The organism is Streptomyces flavofungini, from assembly GCF_014650815.1.
GTDB lineage: Bacteria > Actinomycetota > Actinomycetes > Streptomycetales > Streptomycetaceae > Streptomyces > Streptomyces flavofungini.
This window is the reverse complement of sequence record NZ_BMVR01000017.1, coordinates 24,186-41,152: the sequence shown is the minus strand read 5'-3', so window position 1 is coordinate 41,152 and position 16,967 is coordinate 24,186. Positions and strand designations below refer to the sequence as shown.

General features: G+C 70.9%; 13 protein-coding genes and 1 riboswitch. Of the genes, 5 read left to right on the top strand and 8 right to left on the bottom strand.

The genetic code is table 11. From position 1 onward, the window contains the following. Positions 1-12: 12 nt before the first annotated feature. The 6 genes from asnB to IE274_RS33275 form a co-directional block, all read right to left on the bottom strand. Positions 13-1,947, bottom strand: coding sequence for an asparagine synthase (glutamine-hydrolyzing) (asnB, locus tag IE274_RS33300; protein WP_190119672.1), 1,935 nt, complete (start codon positions 1,945-1,947; stop codon positions 13-15). A gap of 3 nt (positions 1,948-1,950) precedes the next feature. Beyond that, a complete protein-coding gene (locus tag IE274_RS33295) occupies positions 1,951-3,483 on the bottom strand; it encodes a Wzz/FepE/Etk N-terminal domain-containing protein (RefSeq protein ID WP_190119671.1) in 1,533 nt (510 codons plus the stop codon). Next, positions 3,480-4,853, bottom strand: coding sequence for a Wzz/FepE/Etk N-terminal domain-containing protein (locus tag IE274_RS33290; RefSeq protein WP_190119670.1), 1,374 nt, complete (start codon positions 4,851-4,853; stop codon positions 3,480-3,482). Before IE274_RS33290 ends, IE274_RS33295 begins: the two co-directional genes overlap by 4 nt. Then, positions 4,850-6,133 (bottom strand): glycosyltransferase family 4 protein, encoded by a 1,284-nt coding sequence (locus IE274_RS33285; RefSeq protein ID WP_190119669.1) that lies wholly within the window; start codon positions 6,131-6,133, stop codon positions 4,850-4,852. The genes IE274_RS33290 and IE274_RS33285 overlap by 4 nt, the downstream gene beginning before the upstream one ends. Beyond that, positions 6,123-7,439: a nucleotide sugar dehydrogenase gene (locus IE274_RS33280; protein WP_190119668.1), complete on the bottom strand. Its 1,317-nt coding sequence runs from the start codon at positions 7,437-7,439 to the stop codon at positions 6,123-6,125. The genes IE274_RS33285 and IE274_RS33280 overlap by 11 nt, the downstream gene beginning before the upstream one ends. A gap of 68 nt (positions 7,440-7,507) precedes the next feature. Further along, the gene (locus IE274_RS33275) at positions 7,508-8,986 is read right to left on the bottom strand and encodes a sugar transferase (RefSeq protein WP_190119667.1); all 1,479 of its coding nucleotides are present in this window, start codon (positions 8,984-8,986) and stop codon (positions 7,508-7,510) included. Between the two features lie 669 nt (positions 8,987-9,655). On the opposite strand from IE274_RS33275, the gene IE274_RS33270 reads away from it, so the two are divergent. The 3 genes from IE274_RS33270 to IE274_RS33260 are packed head-to-tail and all read left to right on the top strand — an operon-like array spanning position 9,656 to position 10,660. After that, positions 9,656-9,982, top strand: a complete 327-nt coding sequence (locus tag IE274_RS33270; protein WP_190119666.1) for a PadR family transcriptional regulator — start codon at positions 9,656-9,658, stop codon at positions 9,980-9,982. Continuing rightward, positions 9,979-10,335 carry a DUF1048 domain-containing protein gene (locus IE274_RS33265; protein ID WP_190119665.1) on the top strand — a complete coding sequence of 119 codons (357 nt, stop codon included), beginning with the start codon at positions 9,979-9,981 and terminating at the stop codon, positions 10,333-10,335. The genes IE274_RS33270 and IE274_RS33265 overlap by 4 nt, the downstream gene beginning before the upstream one ends. Before the next feature lies 1 nt (position 10,336). Continuing rightward, positions 10,337-10,660 carry a DUF1048 domain-containing protein gene (locus IE274_RS33260; RefSeq protein ID WP_190119664.1) on the top strand — a complete coding sequence of 108 codons (324 nt, stop codon included), beginning with the start codon at positions 10,337-10,339 and terminating at the stop codon, positions 10,658-10,660. Here IE274_RS33260 and IE274_RS33255 read toward each other — a convergent pair. Then, positions 10,606-12,141, bottom strand: coding sequence for a short-chain fatty acyl-CoA regulator family protein (locus IE274_RS33255; RefSeq protein WP_190119663.1), 1,536 nt, complete (start codon positions 12,139-12,141; stop codon positions 10,606-10,608). The two genes, IE274_RS33260 and IE274_RS33255, sit on opposite strands and share 55 nt — an antisense overlap. Positions 12,142-12,548: 407 nt before the next feature. Between IE274_RS33255 and aceA the strand changes: the two genes are divergently transcribed. Further along, the gene (gene aceA / locus IE274_RS33250; RefSeq protein WP_190119662.1) at positions 12,549-13,835 is read left to right on the top strand and encodes an isocitrate lyase; all 1,287 of its coding nucleotides are present in this window, start codon (positions 12,549-12,551) and stop codon (positions 13,833-13,835) included. 139 nt (positions 13,836-13,974) lie between these two features. Next, positions 13,975-14,192, top strand: a riboswitch (cobalamin riboswitch). Positions 14,193-14,355: 163 nt separating this feature from the next. Beyond that, positions 14,356-16,674 (top strand): 5-methyltetrahydropteroyltriglutamate--homocysteine S-methyltransferase, encoded by a 2,319-nt coding sequence (metE, locus tag IE274_RS33245; RefSeq protein WP_190119661.1) that lies wholly within the window; start codon positions 14,356-14,358, stop codon positions 16,672-16,674. A gap of 75 nt (positions 16,675-16,749) precedes the next feature. Here the strand turns inward: metE and IE274_RS33240 are convergent, their stop codons facing one another. Then, positions 16,750-16,929: a hypothetical protein gene (locus tag IE274_RS33240; protein WP_229909974.1), complete on the bottom strand. Its 180-nt coding sequence runs from the start codon at positions 16,927-16,929 to the stop codon at positions 16,750-16,752. Between the last annotated feature and the right edge of the window lie 38 nt (positions 16,930-16,967).

Genomic DNA, 16,967 nt, shown 5'->3' with positions numbered 1-16,967 from the left:
GTCCCCTTATTCCTACGCCGACAAGCGGGCGTTCTGACCGGACCCGGAGGTCGCGTCGCGGTACCAGTACTCGAGAGTCAGTACGTGCCACAGATGCTTGGAGAAGTCCCGCTGCCCGGCGGCGTCCTCGGCGACCATGCGCGCAAGGGCGTCGCGGCGCAGGAGCCCGGAGTTGACGAGCACCCCGTCATTGACCACCTCGCGCACCAGCGGTGCCAGGTCCCGGCTCATCCAGGCCCGCAGCGGGGCGCTGAACAGGCCCTTGGGCCGGTACACGATCTCCTTGGGCAGGATCGAGGTGGCCGCCTCCTTGAGGACGGCCTTGCCCTGCCGTCCGACGATCTTGCGGTCGCCGGGCACGGCGAACGCCGCCTTGACCACCTCGACGTCCACGTACGGCACCCGCACCTCGGTCGAGGCGGCCATGCTGGAGCGGTCCGTGTACGCGAGGTTCAGGCCCGGCAGGAACATCCGGGCGTCGCCCAGGCACATGCGGTTCACGAAGTCGTCGAGGTCGTTGTCCTCGTAGATGTCCGCGTGCTCGGTCAGCACGTCCTCGACCGTCCCGGCCAGGTCCGGGTTGACCAGGGCGAGCAGCTCGTCCTGGTCGTACATGGTGTAGCTGCGCCGGAACGCGGTCTCCTCCGGCAGGTCGGCGAAGGAGAGGAACCGCTTCGCGAAGCGCACGGACCGGTACCCGCGGCGGGCCGTGGCGACCGGCAGCCGGTCCACGGCCGCGGACACCCCGCGCCGCAGGGGCCGCGGGACGCGCTGGTAGCGCAGCGCGAGCAGGTTGGCCAGGTGCTTGCGGTACCCGGCGAACAGCTCGTCGGCGCCCATCCCCGAGAGCATCACCTTGACCCCGGCCTCCCGGGCGGCCGAGCAGATCAGGAAGGTGTTGATCGCAGCGGGGTCGCCGATCGGCTCGTCCAGGCTGTACGTCATCTGCGGCAGCAGGTCGAGCACGTTCGGCGCGATCTCGATCTCGTGCAGGTCGACGCCGAACCGCCCGGCCACCTGGCGGGCGTAGCGCAGGTCGTCCGGCATCGCCTCGAACTTGGCGTCCTCGGGGCGGAAGCCGATCGTGTAGGCGGAGATCCCGGGCCGGTGGCGGGCCGCGAGGGCGGTCAGGTAGCTGGAGTCGAGGCCGCCGGAGAGGAAGGTCGCCACGGGTACGTCGGAGAGCAGGTGCTGCCGGGTCGACTCCTCGACGATGGCGGCCAGGTCCGGCCGCTCGCCGCTCCGGGCCCGCTCCCGGCCTTCGGCGGCGACGTCCTTCAGGTTCCAGTACCGGCCGCGCTCCTCCGCGCCGTCGGGCCGGAACCTGATCCAGCTCCCCGGCGGCAGCTTCTCCGCCTCGCGGTACGCGCAGCGCGAGTCCGGCACCCAGTAGTACAGGAGCGAGGCCACCAGCGCCGCGTGGTCCACTTCCAGCGTCCCGCCGGTGGCGGTGGCGAGCGCCTTCAGCTCGGAGGCGAACACCGCGCCCCCGCCACGCCGGAGCAGGAACAGCGGCTTGATGCCCAACTGGTCGCGGGCGAGCACCAGTTCACCGGTGCGCTCGTCGAAGATCCCGAACGCGAACATGCCGCGAAGGCGGGGCAGGCAGTCCGTGCCCCAGCGCCGCCAGGCCTCAAGGAGCACCTCGGTGTCGGAGGTGCCCCGGAAGCGCACTCCGGCGGACTCCAGTTCGGCGCGCAGCTCGGGAGCGTTGTACAGCTCCCCGTTGTACGTCAGGGCGAGGCCGCCCGAGACCATCGGCTGGGCGCCGGTCTCGGACAGGTCGATGATGGCGAGGCGGCGGTGCCCGAGGTGCACCTCGCCGTCACCGGTGGGATGGCTGTACCGGCCCGCCCCGTCCGGGCCGCGGTGGGCGAGGGTATCGGTGAGCCGGTCGGTCACGACCTTCCCGTCCGGCCATCGGTAAGTGCCTGCGATACCACACATGTTCTAGCGCGCCTCCTGGTCGCTGTTCGGGACCCGTGCGGCCGGTACCGGCGGCCGCTCCGTGCGAAGCTGGCCCGTCCCGTTCTGCCGGGGCAGCCGGTTGACAGGGCCGCGCAGCGCGGAATGCAGCCCGTCCCACAGGGTGCCGTCGGTCCGGTCCCGCGGATCGGGGTCGATCAGCACCACTCCGATCACCGGGATGTCCAGGTCGTCGAGCTGCCGCGCCACCGTGTGCAGCCACGCGGTCCTGCCGTGTCCGGCACGCACGACGAGCACGGTCTGGGCGCCGAGGAACCGGAGGTCGGTCCACGCCGTGCCGGGCGCGACCGAGCCGACGCCGATCCGGCGGGTCTGCTGCGGCACGGCCTCGGCACGTTCGCCGCTGACCACCTCCGGGTCGCCCGACTCCGTGTGCAGGCGCGCGAGCTGCGGTCCCGGCAGACCGTCGACGATGACCACAGGACCGTCCGTCGCCAGTGCCCTGGCGACGTCCAGGGCGATCACGCCCACGCTGCGCGCACTGCCCAGTTCGAGCAGCGACACCGGTTCCGCGGCGCCGCGCACGGTGCGGGCCAGGCTCGTGGCGAGTCTGGCCCGGGCCGCCCGGGTCCGCCGGAGCTGCCACAGCCGGGCCGTCCGGCGGGGCAGGCGGGGCAACTCCGCGATGACCGAGGCACCCAGGTGCGCCGCGATGTCCCGGCGCAGCACGGGGCGGTCCGCCACCACCGTGGCGACCGCGGCCACCGCGATGCCGAGGACGAACCCGAGGACGAGCCCGATCCCGGCGCTGGTGACGGCGGCCTTGGGCACGGAGTGCGGCACCGCGCGCGGTGCGTCCACGATCTGCGTACCGGCGATGAGCCGGGGCGTGCCGACGCGGGCCTCCTCGGCGCGCTGGGCGAAATCGGCGATCCGCGAGTTCAGTTCGGCCCGGCGGGAGAAGAGCGATTCGATGCTCGCCGACTCCTTCGGATCGCCGCTCTCCGGCGAGCGGCCCCCGATCGCCTCGTTGACCTTGTCGAGCTCGTCCCGCATCCGCTCACGCTGGTCGAGCAGGGCCTTGGCCTCGGCCTTCGCGGTCTCCCGCATCCGCCGCACATGGTCCGCGACGAACGCCTCGGCCAGCGCCTTGGCCCGGGCCACCGCCTTCGCCTCGCTGTCGGCGGTGACATCGATCTGCATCAGGTTGTTGGTCAAGCCGGTGCCTCGGTAGTCCCGCATGAAGTCCTCCGGCTTGTCCGGGGACTTGAGGGACTGCAGGGCCTTGCTCGCGATCCGGGTGGTCTTCAGCAGTTCGACGTCGGTGCGGATCAGCGTTCCGGTGTCGTTCGGCTGGTCCTCCTGGTGCGCGACGAGGACCTTGGTCGCCGCGGTGGGCGGCGGTGGCCGCAGGACCGCGAAGGCCGCGCCGAGGAGCAGCCCGATGAGCGCGAGGGAGCACCAGAGGCGGCGGCGCCTGCGCACCGACACCACCAGCGCCTGCAGGTCGAGGAGCGGAGTGCTGGTCGACGACTCCGCGGTCGTGTTCGCCGTCATCGAGGACCTCCCGTCGCGTGGCCGCGACCCGCGAGGGCCGGGGTGGCGTTCTCCGGAGGTCGTCCTGCGGACCGCGGCGAGCGGTCCCGGACCGTACTGGCGACGACGATGCCGACGACCTCGTGCCTGCCGTCCGCACACGCCTCGGCGACGGCGCCGAGTTCCCCCGCGGTCCAGCTGCCCGCGCTGAGCACGATCAGGGCACCGGACTCGGTGCTGCGGTCCGGCACCGTGGGCCGGTCCACCGACACCTCCACCACCCGCAGCAGCGGATCGCCCTTGGCCTCGTCGACGAGCTGTCCCGCGGCCCGGCGGGCGGTCTCGTCGCCATCCGGTACGACCACGAGCAGCCGCCGGGGCGCCGACAGCCTCTCCTTCAGGCGGGCGCACACCCGCCGGTAGCGGATCTGTCTGCTGGCCTCGTCGCCGGACCGCCGCGGGGGCGGTGTGTCCCACCGGATGTCGAGGCCGAGCAGCCGGCGGATCCAGGCCCGCGGACCGGCGCCCTTGGGCCGGAGCGCTGGCCGTTCACCGGGCACGTCGACGGCGCCGAGGACCGCCGAGCGCAGCGCCGCGGCGATCTCCGCCTCGGTGCGCAGTCGGCGGTTCGCCCGGGCGGCGGCGAGATGGCCGACGACCCCGAACAGGAAGAACAGCAGCGCCCCGGCGACGACGAGCTGCGTCCTCGTCGGCGGCGCCTCGCTGGTCGGCCGGGCGGCCGGGCCCATGACGACCATGCCGGCCTTGCTCGTCGCCCGGTCGGCCTCGTCGAGCTTCTTCATGGACTCCTGCAGCGCGGTACGCAGCTTCTCGAGCTCGGTGCGGGCCTGCACGCTCTCCACGGTCTGCCCGGGGTCGGCCGCCTTGGCCAGGGCGGTGATGCGGCGGTTGGTCTCCGCCACCTTCTTCCGCAGCGCCTCGGGCCCGGTGGCCGTGTCGGCTTCGGTGTCGGTGCTGTCACCCGCGATCCGCGCGGCGAAGCCGACGAATTCCTTGGCCACCCGGTCGGAGAGCTGTTGCGCGCGCTCCGGGGTGCCCGCCGTGCCTGAGATCTTGATGATGTTCCCGTCGGATGCCTTGGCACTCACTTGGTCCCGCAGCTCGCCGCCGCTGACGCCCTGCCATCTGAGCGAGGCGGCCGCGCGGTCGACCACCGCCGAACTGGAAGCTATCTCCGCCTGGGTCAGCAGCTCGCGCTCTTCCCACTGCCCCGGCAGCAGTACCGAGGCCGAGGCCGTGTACTTCGGCGGGAACAGCACCGAGGTGCCGTAGCCGAAGAGCGCGCCGATCACGGCGACGGTGACGAGGAGCCGCCAACGCCGTCGGAAGATCCGCCCGATGGTGACCAGGCGTATTGCGTCGTCACTCAACTGTGCTGCCTCTTCCCTGTGCTGACCGGGGCGACCGCCGACGCCGGAGTGTGGTCACGGCAGGCGGCGGCGTAGGCGGCTAGCAGCGACGCCTGCGAGTTCCGCCAGGAAAGCTGCCCGCTGATCCGCTCCTGACCGATCTTGCCCATCCGGGCCCGCTGCTCCGGATCGTCGAGGAGCCGCGCGATGAGCTCGGCGAACTCGGCCTCGTCGTTGGCGGGCGCGTAGACGGCGGCTTCACCGGCGGAGACCCGCGCCTCCTTGAGGTCGAACGAGACGATCGGCCGACCCATGACCATGTACTCGAGGACCTTGTTCATGGTCGACACGTCGTTGAGCGGATTGCGCGGGTCGGGCGACAGGCACACGTCCGCGGTGGACAGATAGCGCGCCAGGTCGGCGTCCGGGATGCGCCCGGTGAACTGGACCTGCTCGGCGAGCCCGAGCTGCCGGGACAGCTCCACCATCGCGTCGAAGGTGTCGCCGCCGCCGATGAACACCGCGTGCCAGTCGGTCCGCCCGGTCTCGTCACGCAGCTTCGCCAGGGACCGCAGGGCGTAGTCGACGCCGTCCTGCGGGCCCATGACGCCGAGGTAGCACAGCAGATGGGGCTTGCCGCGCTTCAACTCCGGCTCCGGCGGTACGGGTTGGAACCGGTCGGTGTCGGGTGCGCTGCGCACCACGAAGACGTCCTCCGGTCTCTTGCCGCCCCGGCTCACCGCGACGTCCCGGTAGCTCTCGTTCGTGGCGATCACGATGTCGGCGGCCCGGTAGGTCAGCCGTTCCAGCGCGCACACGGCGCGGTAGAGCAGGTCCTTGCCGCGGTCGAAGCGGGACAGGTACAGCTCGGGCACCAGGTCGTGCTGGTCGAAGACGAACCGCGCGCCGCGCCGGGTCAGCCAGCGCGCCGGCAGGAACAACAGGTCCGGCGGGTTGCAGGCGTGCACCACGTGGACCGGGCCGACCTTGCGGGCGAGCCGGGCCGTGTGCCACAGGGCCGTGCCGTACTCCCGCAGGTAGCCGGCCGGACCTCCGGTGGCCGCGCGCAACGGGTAGCGGTGGATCCGCACCCCGTCGATCACCGCCTCCGGCTCCGTGTCCCGCTTCTCCCCCCGGGGGCAGATGACGTGCACCGTCCAGCCCGCGTCGCGCAGCGTCGTGCACTCCTGCCACACCCGTCGGTCGAACGGCACCGACAGGTTCTCCACCAGGATCAGCGCGCGCCGGCCCGGCCGGCCGCCACCGCTGGTTGTGCCGTCGAGCGAAATGTCACCAAGCAAGGCCCATGTACCCCGGTTCGGCCCGGCGCGCCTCGGCGTCGGGAAGGCGGATGAGATCGATGAGGACCGGGCCTTCGCCATGGGGCAGCGCCGCGAGGACGGCCGGATCCTTGGTCCCGACGAGGCACACCTCGGCGTGTGCGAGGACCTCGTCGACGGAGTCCGCAAGGAGCTGCCCGAGGTGCGGAAGGCGCGTCTCGATGTACTCGCGGTTCGCGCCGAGCAGCCGGGACAGGCTCACGTTGGCGTCGTGGATCCGCAGGTCGTAGCCCTTGCCGAAGAGCCGCTCCGCCAGCTCGACGAGCGGGCTCTCGCGGAGGTCGTCGGTGCCGGGCTTGAAGGACAGGCCGAACAGGCCCACCTTGCGCTTGCCGGTGCGCTCCACCAGGTCCACCGCGCGCTGCAGGTGGTCGGCGTTGGAGGGCAGCACATGGGCGAGGATGGGCACCGAGACGTCGGCCCGCTGCGCCGCGTGCACCAGGCTGCGCAGGTCCTTGGGCAGGCAGGAGCCGCCGAAGGCGAAGCCGGGCCGCAGGTAGGCGGGGCTGATGTTCAGCTTGCGGTCGGCCAGGAACACGTCCATCACCTGGTGCGAGTCGACGCCGAGCGCCTGGCACACCGCGCCCAGCTCGTTCGCGAAGCCGATCTTGAGGCCGTGGAACGCGTTGTCCGCGTACTTGATCGCCTCGGCCGCCGGGACCGGCACCCGGAACACCTCGCCGGGCAGGCCGCCGTACAGCGCCGCCACCACGTCGCCGCTGGCCGCGTCGAGTTCGCCGATGACGGTCTTGGGCGGGTCGAAGAAGTCCCGCACGCTGGTGCCCTCGCGCAGGAACTCCGGGTTGACCGCGACCCCGAAGTCCACCCCGGCCGTGCCGCCGGCGTACTTCTCCAGGATCGGCACCAGGAGGTTCAGGCAGGTGCCCGGCAGCATGGTGGAGCGGAACACGACGGTCTGCCGGCCGCCCCGCTCGGCCACCGCGGCGCCGATCTCCTCGGTGACCCGCTCCAAGTACGTGGTGCACAGGCTGCCGTTGGGCTCCGACGGTGTGCCCACGCAGATCAGCGACACCTCGCTGCCCATGATCGCCTCGCGGACGTCGGTGGTGGCGCGCAGCGCGCCGGTCCGCACGACCTCGGCGACGAGCTCGCCGATCCGCTCCTCGACGACCGGCGCCTTGCCGTCGTTGACCATGTCGACCTTGACCTGGTTCACGTCGACGCCGATGACCTCGTGGCCGAGGCTGGCCAGGCACGCGGCCGACACACAGCCCACGTAGCCGAGCCCTAAGACACTGACTCTCATATCCCGTTCCTCCCCCCAGGCCCTTGCGGCCTGCCTTCCGTTCGCTGCTGCACCGCGCCCCCCGCGGTTCAGTACGCCCCCTGCCCCTGGAGCACCGCACGCAGCGTCTTCCACAAGATCACTGTGTCCAGGGCGAGCGACCAGTCCTCCACGTACCGCAGGTCGAGCCGGACGGCCTCTTCCCACGGCAGGTCGCTGCGCCCGCTGATCTGCCACAGGCCGGTGAGCCCGGGCTTGACCAGGAGCCGCCGCCGTATGTCCGGGCCGTACGCGGCGGACTCCTCCGGCAGCGGCGGCCGCGGGCCGACGAGCGACATCGAGCCGGTGAGTACGTTGAAGAGCTGCGGCAGTTCGTCGATCGAGTAGCGGCGCAGCACCGCTCCCACCCGGGTCACCCGCGGATCCTGGCGGAGCTTGAACAGCAGTCCGGCGCCCTCGTTGAGTTCGGCCAGCGCGGCGCGGGCCCCGTCGGCCCCGGCGACCATGGTGCGGAACTTGTAGATGGTGAACTCGCGGCCGTCCTTGCCGACTCGGCGCTGGCGGTAGAACGCCCCGCCCCGGCTGTCCACCAGGACGAACAGCCCGACGAGCACCATCAGCGGCGCGAACAGGATGAGCAGGATCACCGCGCTCATCCGGTCGACGACCGCCTTGACCACCCGGCGGCCGCCGGTGAAGGTCGGCATGCTGACCCGGAGGAGCGGGATCCCGAGCACCGCGTCGACGTGCAGCCGCGGTCCCGCCACCTCCATCAGCACGGGGGCCACGACCATCTCGGCGTCGCTGCCTTCGAGGTTCCAGGCGAGGCGCTGCAGCCGGTCCGGTGACCAGTGCGGGTCCGGTGTGACGGCGACGACGCGGTAGCCGTCGCGGCGGACGTGGCCCGCGACGTCCGGCAGCAGGCCGACGACGGGCACTCCGGCGAGGTGGTCGCCGTCGAGCCCGAGACCATCCGTCGTGCACACCGCTTCCACGCGCCAGCCGAGGTGCGGGAACTTGCGGGCCCGGGTGATCAGGTCGTGCAGGGTGGCTGGGCTCCCGGCAGCGAGTACCGGTCTCAGGCACCGTCCTTCCTTGCGCTGTTTGTGCAGCCAGAGGCGCAGCAAGTACCGCGCGGTCATGGTGACGAGCGCGATCGCGGGGATCGCCACGAAGATCCAGAGCTTGATGTTGCGCGAGGTGAGGGCGATTCCGCCGAGCGCGAGGACGACGGCCGCCGTGAACAGCGAGCGTCCAAGGCGGCGGAACTCCTCTGCGCCCTGGCCGAGTACGGCCGGAGCCCAGGACCGGCTCACCGCGAGCGATCCGAGTATCAGCAGCTCGGTTCCGAAGGCAAGAAATGCCCAATTCTCATGCCAGTTGGCCGCGTCCCGGACTCCGAAGAATCCGCCGATCGCCGCCACCACTAAGGCGGTGGCCACCGTATCGCTGGTGATCACAGCGCGGCGGTAGCGCTGCTCCCAGTCGCTCGCGGGCCGGCTGCTCGTCCCGTTCGTCAAACGCCCGCGCGTCGACGGAAACGGGTTGACTAATTCCCCCTGTTGCACGGGCCCCCCAGGTCGTCAGTGTTTCGACGGCTCGCCTAAACCTGTGTCTCCCCCGGGAGGCACCCCTGCCTCCCGCTCCGCGCCATTCCTCCCCTGGGAGGCATTGCCTCCCGCTCATGACGTCCGGCGAATGAATGCAGCGCTACTTGGACACCCCACGCAGGCGGCAGCGGACTGAATGTCCTGCCGAACTCTTGAGGTGCGCAGAACCCTTCGAAATCTCGGGTGCTCCCCGCACCCAAGGCCCCCCCGGGCTCCAAGAATTGATCACGCCCGCGTCTGGCTTCGGGGACGTGATTGCTGGCTATCGGTGACGCCGAACCTAAAGATCACTATTTGTCGCTCGTGTCCAACCATGTGAAGCACCGTCAATCTAGACCATCGGCGCCCTCCTGGAGAGGGGATGTGTGCAACTTGTGCTCAAGCTTTGAAGCCGGACACACCGGCCGATCACCGCCCACGGGCGCCTCGACGACAGGGACACGCCCTGTGACCTGTGACGACTCATGTTCTCCGGGTGACCGCCACCGACACCCCGGAGGCGTACCGGCGGCGCCAAATAGGCCTGATCTAGGGCCCCACGCCCCTCTCCCGCCGCACTACTCAGTGATACCGTATAGTGGTACTCGGCACTACGCAGTACCAGGAGGAGCGAACAGGAGGGTCGCGATGGACGACCTCACGGAGATGCTGAAGGGCACCCTCGAGGGCTGCGTCCTTCACATCATCGACACGGAGGAGACCTACGGGTACGCCATCACGCGTCGACTCAACGAACTCGGCTTCACCGACGTCGTCGAGGGGACGATTTACACCATCCTGCTGCGCCTGGAGAAGAACGGACTCGTCCAGGTGACAAAACGGCCGTCCGGAGTGGGGCCCCCGCGCAAGTTCTATGCGCTCAACGACGCGGGGCGCGAAAGACTCGCGACGTTCTGGGAGAAATGGGAGTACCTCTCATCACGCATCGACAAGCTCAAGGAGGGCGGGCGATGAACTTCTGGGAGACCATGACCGGAAGCGATCTCACCCGGGAATACAAGGCTTTCGAGGCCCGCGCCGAGGAACTGCCGGCCGATCACCGGGAAGCGTGGGGACAGATCAAGTTTCACCTCTCCCCCTACGCGGACTTCACGGGTCGCAACCTGATGCCGATCCTCGACGGCGCCCTGGGGCTGCTCGAAGAGACGGCGGCGGAGGGGCAGCGCGTTCACGAGGTGCTCGGCGACGACATCAAGGGCTTCTGCGCCGCGCTGGCCGGCGGCGAGGGCGCCCGGAGCCATCTCGACCGGTGGCGCGACCAGTTGAACAGCAACGTCGCGAAGAAGCTGGGCCGGCTAGGAGGCTGACGTGGGCATCCAGGACATCATCCAGGGCAAGAAGCAGTGGCGGGCGCACACAGCGCGGGTCAGGGCGCTCCCACCGGACTACCAGATCGTCTACAAGGAGATCCAGAAGTACTTCTTCAAGGTCGGACCGCTCGACCTGGCCGACGGGCCCCTGCTTCCCGGCCTCGTCGACTTCTTCGAGGAGGGCGTCGCGGCCGACAAGGGAGTCCTGGAACTCATCGGCACGGACGTCGCCGCCTTCTGCGACGGCCTGATCAAGGACTCGCCCACCTACGCGGACGTCCACCAGGAGTCCTGCGGCGGGAAGCCCGGCACGGCCGTGTAGGAGGACCGACCGGCAGGAAGCGCTCCCGCCGTATCCGGTCGAGGCGTGGGGCGACGCCTCACCCCGTCAGCCGGCGCCCCCGCCCCCACCACCGGGTACGGCACGAACGTGCTGCTGTTCTCGTCGATCGCCAGCCTGCGGTCCAGTGGTGGTACGGCCCGCTGGGGGCAGTCGGTGCGTTCGCAGAGGCGGCAGCCCATGCCGATGGGGACGGCGGCCGAGGTGTTGTCGAGGTCGAGGCCGTCGGAGTAGACGAGGCGGGAGGCGTGCCGGATCTCGCAGCCGAGGCCGAGGGCGAAGGTCTTGCCGGGCTCGCCCCAGCCGCCGCGGTGGCGGGTGAGTGCCCGCGCGGTCCACAGATAGCGCTGCCCGTCCGGCATGGCGGCGACCTGCACGTGGATGCGGCCGGGCGCGGCGAACGCCTCGTACACGTTCCACAGCGGGCAGGTGCCCCCGGCGCGGGAGAAGTGGAACGCGGTCGCGGACTGCCGTTTGGACATGTTCCCGGCCCGGTCGACCCGGACGAAGGAGAACGGGACGCCGCGCAGCCGGGGGCGTTGCAGGGTGCTGAGGCGGTGACAGATCGTCTCGTAGCCGAGTCCGAAGTGGTCGGTGAGGCGCTCGATGTCGTAGCGGAACTTTTCCGCCGCCGTGTGGAAGCGGCGGTAGGGCAGGATCAGCGCGGCGGCGAAGTAGTTGGCGATGCCGATGCGGGCCAGCGGCCAGGCCGCGGACTCCTGCGCGAAGTCCTCCGTGGCCAGCGCCGAGAGCTGGTCCGTGTGCTCCAGCAGCGCGAGCTGGGTGGCCATGCGGAACGCCTGCTGGCCGGGGCGGAGGCGACTGGACAGGTGCAGGACGCGGGCTGCCGGGTCGTAGTGGTGCAGGAGCCGGTCGGAGTCCGCGGCGAGCCGCACCCCGTGCCGTTCGGTGAGCCGCGCGGACAGGGCGCGTACGACCTCGCCGCGGCGGATGCCGATCTCGGTCGCGAACTGCTCGGCGGCGAGGTCGATGTCGTGCAGGTAGTTCTGGCGCCGGTAGAAGAACTCGCGGATCTCCTCGTGCGCGGAGCGGGGCTGTGCCACCGGGCCCGGCCCGCGGCCCTCCGCCGCCTCGGTCAGCTGCTCGGTCAACCGCTGGTTCCGGCGGCCGAGTTCGACCAGGAGGGTGGCCACGGCGGGCATCCGGGAGGCCAGGTCCGACAGGTCGGACGCCGTCACCTGGCCGGTGGAGACCACGCCGGTGAGGGCGTCCCGCAGGTCGGCCACCAGCCTGCTGGTGTCGCGCTCGGAGAAGAAGCCCGGGTCCACACCGAACGCCTCGGTCAGGCGCAGCAGCACCGGCACGGTGAGCGGACGGGAGTCGTGCTCCATCTGGTTCAGATAGCTCGGCGAGATGGCGAGGGCGCGGGCCAAGTCGGCCTGACTCATGCGGCGTTCCTCGCGCAGGCGTCGCAGCCGCGCGCCCGCGTACGTCTTGCTCACTCGTGGCTCCCGTCCCGCCGCACCATCCGCAGCTCCCGTCCTCCGCATGCCTCACACGCGTCCCCCGCACATCGGCTCTGCTCGCGATGGTAGCCACGCGAGCCGTCCTTCAAGCCTTTTCAGAGTTGGCAAAACTGCCGGAGAAGATGCGCAGAAGTTAGCAGCTTTCCCCGGTTGCTGGCACTGAGTGCCGATGCCACAGTCGAACCGCGGCCCGCCGGACTCCGTCGGGCGGAACGGGACCTGGGCTCGATTTCAAGCCCTGACGTCGGAGACCCCGGCCCTTCCGTCCGACTCGGCAGCATTGCTCACCTTGCCCGCGTACGGAATCGGCGGGCCGCGTCCGGAACCATTCAGGCACTCAGTGCCAGACATTCGCACAGTTCACGACTCTCCGGGAGACGGTCATGGCACAGGCAGGGACGACGACGGCAGCGGCCGAGGAGCTGGCGCGGCGGTGGGCGACGGACCCGCGGTGGCGGGGGATCGAGCGCACGTACAGCGCCGAGGACGTCGTGCGGCTCTCCGGCAGCGTCCGCGAGGAGCACACCCTGGCCCGGCGCGGCGCCGAGCGACTGTGGCGCCAACTCCACGAACTGGACTACGTCCACGCCCTCGGCGCGCTGACCGGCGGGCAGGCGGTGCAGCAGGTGAAGGCGGGACTGCAGGCGATCTACCTGTCCGGCTGGCAGGTGGCCGCCGACGCCAACCAGGCCGGGCACACCTACCCCGACCAGTCGCTCTACCCCGCCAACTCCGTGCCGCAGGTGGTCCGTCGGATCAACAACGCGCTGCTGCGCGCCGACCAGATCGCCACCAGTGAGGGCGACGCCTCGCTCGACTGGCTGGCGCCGGTCGTGGCCGACGCCGAGGCCGGGTTCGGCGGTCCGCTGAACGCCTTCGAGCTGACCAAGGCGATGATCGCGGCGGGCGCGGCCGGTATCCACTACGAGGACCAGCTCGCCTCGGAGAAGAAGTGCGGCCACCTCGGCGGCAAGGTCCTCATCCCCACCGGCCAGCACGTCCGCACGCTCAACGCAGCCCGCCTGGCCGCCGACATCGCCGACGTGCCGACCCTGATCGTCGCCCGCACGGACGCGCTCGCCGCCAACCTCCTCACCAGCGATGTCGACGAGCGCGACGCCGAGTTCGTGACCGGCGAGCGGACGGCGGAGGGCTTCTACCGCGTCCGCAACGGCATGGCGCCCGTCATCGCCCGCGGGCTCGCGTACGCCCCGTTCGCCGACCTCATCTGGGTCGAGACCGGCACCCCCGACCTCGCCCAGGCCCGCGAGTTCGCCGAGGCCATCCACGCCCGGCACCCCGACCAGATGCTGGCCTACAACTGCTCGCCGTCCTTCAACTGGAAGGCGGCCCTCGACGACGACCAGATCGCCAAGTTCCAGCGTGAACTGGGCGCCATGGGCTACAAGTTCCAGTTCATCACCCTGGCCGGTTTCCACTCCCTCAACCACGGCATGTTCGACCTCGCCCGCGGCTACGCCGACCACGGCATGACCGCGTACGTGGACCTGCAGGAGAAGGAGTTCGCCGCGCAGGAGCACGGCTTCACCGCCGTCAGGCACCAACGCGAGGTCGGCACCGGGTACTTCGACCTCGTGTCCACGGCGGTCAACCCCCACTCCTCCACCACGGCGCTCTCCGGGTCCACCGAGGAAGAGCAGTTCCACTAGGACGCCGTCGGGCGGCCGGGCTCGGGGCCCGCGGAACGCGCCGGGGCCGGGAAACCCGGCCGCCCGCCGACACATCACCCGTGTCTCATCTCACGTTCCGGAATGTGAACAGTGCTGCCCAGGAACGCATCCACCCTCTAACCTGGCGCGTGCAGCTGGTTCGCCCTGTCCGCCAGGCAGGCGCGTCGTAAGAGGGAACCCGGTGGGAATCCGGGACTGCCCCGCAGCGGTGAGTGGGAACGACCACCGTCATGAGCACTGGATCCGGCCGCGGATCCGGGAAGCGACGGTCAGTAGGTGTCCGCCTCGGCGGACGTGCCCGCGAGTCCGAAGACCTGCCTGTTGCCCGTACGTGACCGATCGCGTGCGGATATCCCGGTGACCTCGTGGGCGGGTCGGCGTACATACCAGACGGAACACCGTGCCAGTGGCGTGTGTGGTGTCCGTCTTGTTCGTCATCCCTTCGCGTCCGCGTCCCGTCCCCGGGATTCTCAGGAGTCATCTCGCGAAGGAGATTTCCGTGACAGCGAAGTCCGCAGCCGCGGCAGCACGGGCCACCGTGTACGGCTACCCCCGTCAGGGCGCAGGCCGTGAACTCAAGAAGGCGATCGAGGGGTACTGGAAGGGCCGCGTCACCGCCGACGCCCTCCGGGACACCGCGGCGGAGCTGCGCCGCTCCACCTGGCAGCGCCTGGCCGACGCCGGTGTCCACGAGGTGCCGACCGGTGACTTCTCGTACTACGACCACGTCCTGGACACCAGTGTCATGGTCGGCGCCGTCCCTGGGCGGCACCGCGCGGCCGTCGACGCCGACGCGCTCGACGGCTACTTCGCCATGGCCCGCGGCACCCAGGACGTCGCGCCGCTCGAGATGACCAAGTGGTTCGACACCAACTACCACTACCTGGTGCCGGAGTTGGGCCCCGACACCGTCTTCACCGCCGACTCCGGCAAGCAGGTCGCCGAGCTCAAGGAAGCCCTCGCGCTCGGCCTCGCCGCCCGTCCGGTCCTGGTCGGCCCCGTCACGTATCTGCTGCTCGCCAAGCCCGCGCCGGGCGTGGCCGCGGACTTCGAGCCGCTGACTCTCCTGGACCGGCTGCTTCCCGTGTACGCCGAGGTCCTCGCGGACCTGCGCGCGGCGGGCGCCGAGTGGGTGCAGCTCGACGAGCCCGCCCTGGTGCAGGACCGCACCCCGGCCGACCTGAACGCCGCAACGCGTGCCTACCGCGATCTCGGCGCCCTCACCGACCGGCCGAAGCTGCTCGTCGCGTCCTACTTCGACCGGCTCGGCGACGCCCTGCCGGTGCTGGCGAAGGCCCCGGTCGACGGCCTCGCCCTGGACTTCACCGACGCGGCCGCCGCCAACCTCGACGCGCTCGCGTCGGTGGGCGGACTGCCCGGCAAGCGCCTGGTCGCCGGTGTGGTCAACGGCCGCAACATCTGGATCAACGACCTCGAGAAGTCCCTGGCCGCCCTGGGGACGCTCCTCGGCCTGGCCGACCGGGTCGACGTCGCCGCCTCCTGCTCGCTCCTGCACGTCCCGATCGACGCCTCGGCCGAGCGGGACATCGACCCGCAGATCCTGCGCTGGCTCGCCTTCGCCCAGCAGAAGACCGGCGAGATCGTCACCCTGGCCAAGGGCCTGGCGCAGGGCACGGACACCATCTCCGCCGAACTGGCCGCCAACCGGGCCGACCTGGCCTCCCGCGCCGGTTCCGCGATCACCCACGATCCGGCCGTCCGGGCCCGCGCCGCCGCCGTCACCGACGCCGACGGCCGCCGCTCCCAGCCGTACACCGCCCGGGCCGCCGCCCAGCGCGCACACCTCGGCCTGCCGCTGCTCCCGACCACCACCATCGGCTCGTTCCCGCAGACCACGGAGTTGCGCACGGCCCGCGCCGACCTGCGCGCGGGACGCATCGACACCGCCGGGTACGAACAGCGCATCGAGAACGAGATTCGCGAGGTCATCTCCTTCCAGGAGAAGACCGGGATCGACGTCCTGGTGCACGGCGAGCCCGAACGCAACGACATGGTGCAGTACTTCGCCGAGCAGCTCACCGGCTACCTCGCCACGCAGCACGGCTGGGTCCAGTCGTATGGCACCCGCTACGTCCGCCCGCCGGTCCTGGCGGGCGACATCTCCCGGCCCGAGCCGATGACGGTGCGCTGGACGTCGTACGCCAACTCCCTCACCGACCGCCCGGTCAAGGGTATGCTCACCGGTCCCGTCACCATGCTCGCCTGGTCCTTCGTCCGCGACGACCAGCCGCTCGGCGACACCGCCCGTCAGGTGGCCCTCGCCCTGCGCGACGAGGTGGACGACCTGGAGGCGGCGGGCACTTCGGTCATCCAGGTCGACGAGCCCGCCCTGCGCGAGACGCTGCCGCTGCGCGCCGCCGACCGCCCCGCCTACCTCGACTGGGCCACCGAGTCCTTCCGCCTCACCACCAGCGGCGTCCGTGCCGACACCCAGATCCACACCCACATGTGCTACGCCGAGTTCGGCGACATCGTCCAGGCCATCGACGACCTCGACGCCGACGTCATCAGCCTGGAGGCCGCCCGCTCCCACATGCAGGTGGCCCGCGAACTGGCCGAGCACGGCTACCCGCGCGAGGCGGGCCCGGGCGTCTACGACATCCACTCCCCCCGTGTCCCCGGCGCGGAGGAGGCCGCGGCCCTGCTCCGCAAGGGACTTGAAGCGATCCCCGCCGACCGCCTCTGGGTCAACCCGGACTGCGGCCTGAAGACCCGCGGCTGGCCCGAGACCCGCGCCGCACTGGAGAACCTGGTCACCGCGGCGCGCACGGTCCGGGGTGAACTGCCCAAGTCCTGACCGGGGGACGGCGCGCTGGGCCCGGAGCACGTGCGGGTGCTCCGGGCCCAGCGCCGGTTCAGAGCGGGTCGAGGATCATGAGGATCTCGTCGCGGGCGATGCCGCGTGCGTGGCGTCGATCGGCGGGAACGGGAACCCCGCCGCTCCCCCGGCGTTGGTGACGTCGACCCAGCAGTCGATGAGCACGCGCCTCACCTCGGGCGTGACGGCACCGGACGAGGTGAACCGCGCAACGGCAATCGGGCTGTCGGTCATCGGAGGATCCTCGCAGGGAGGTCCGACAGCGGGACGGC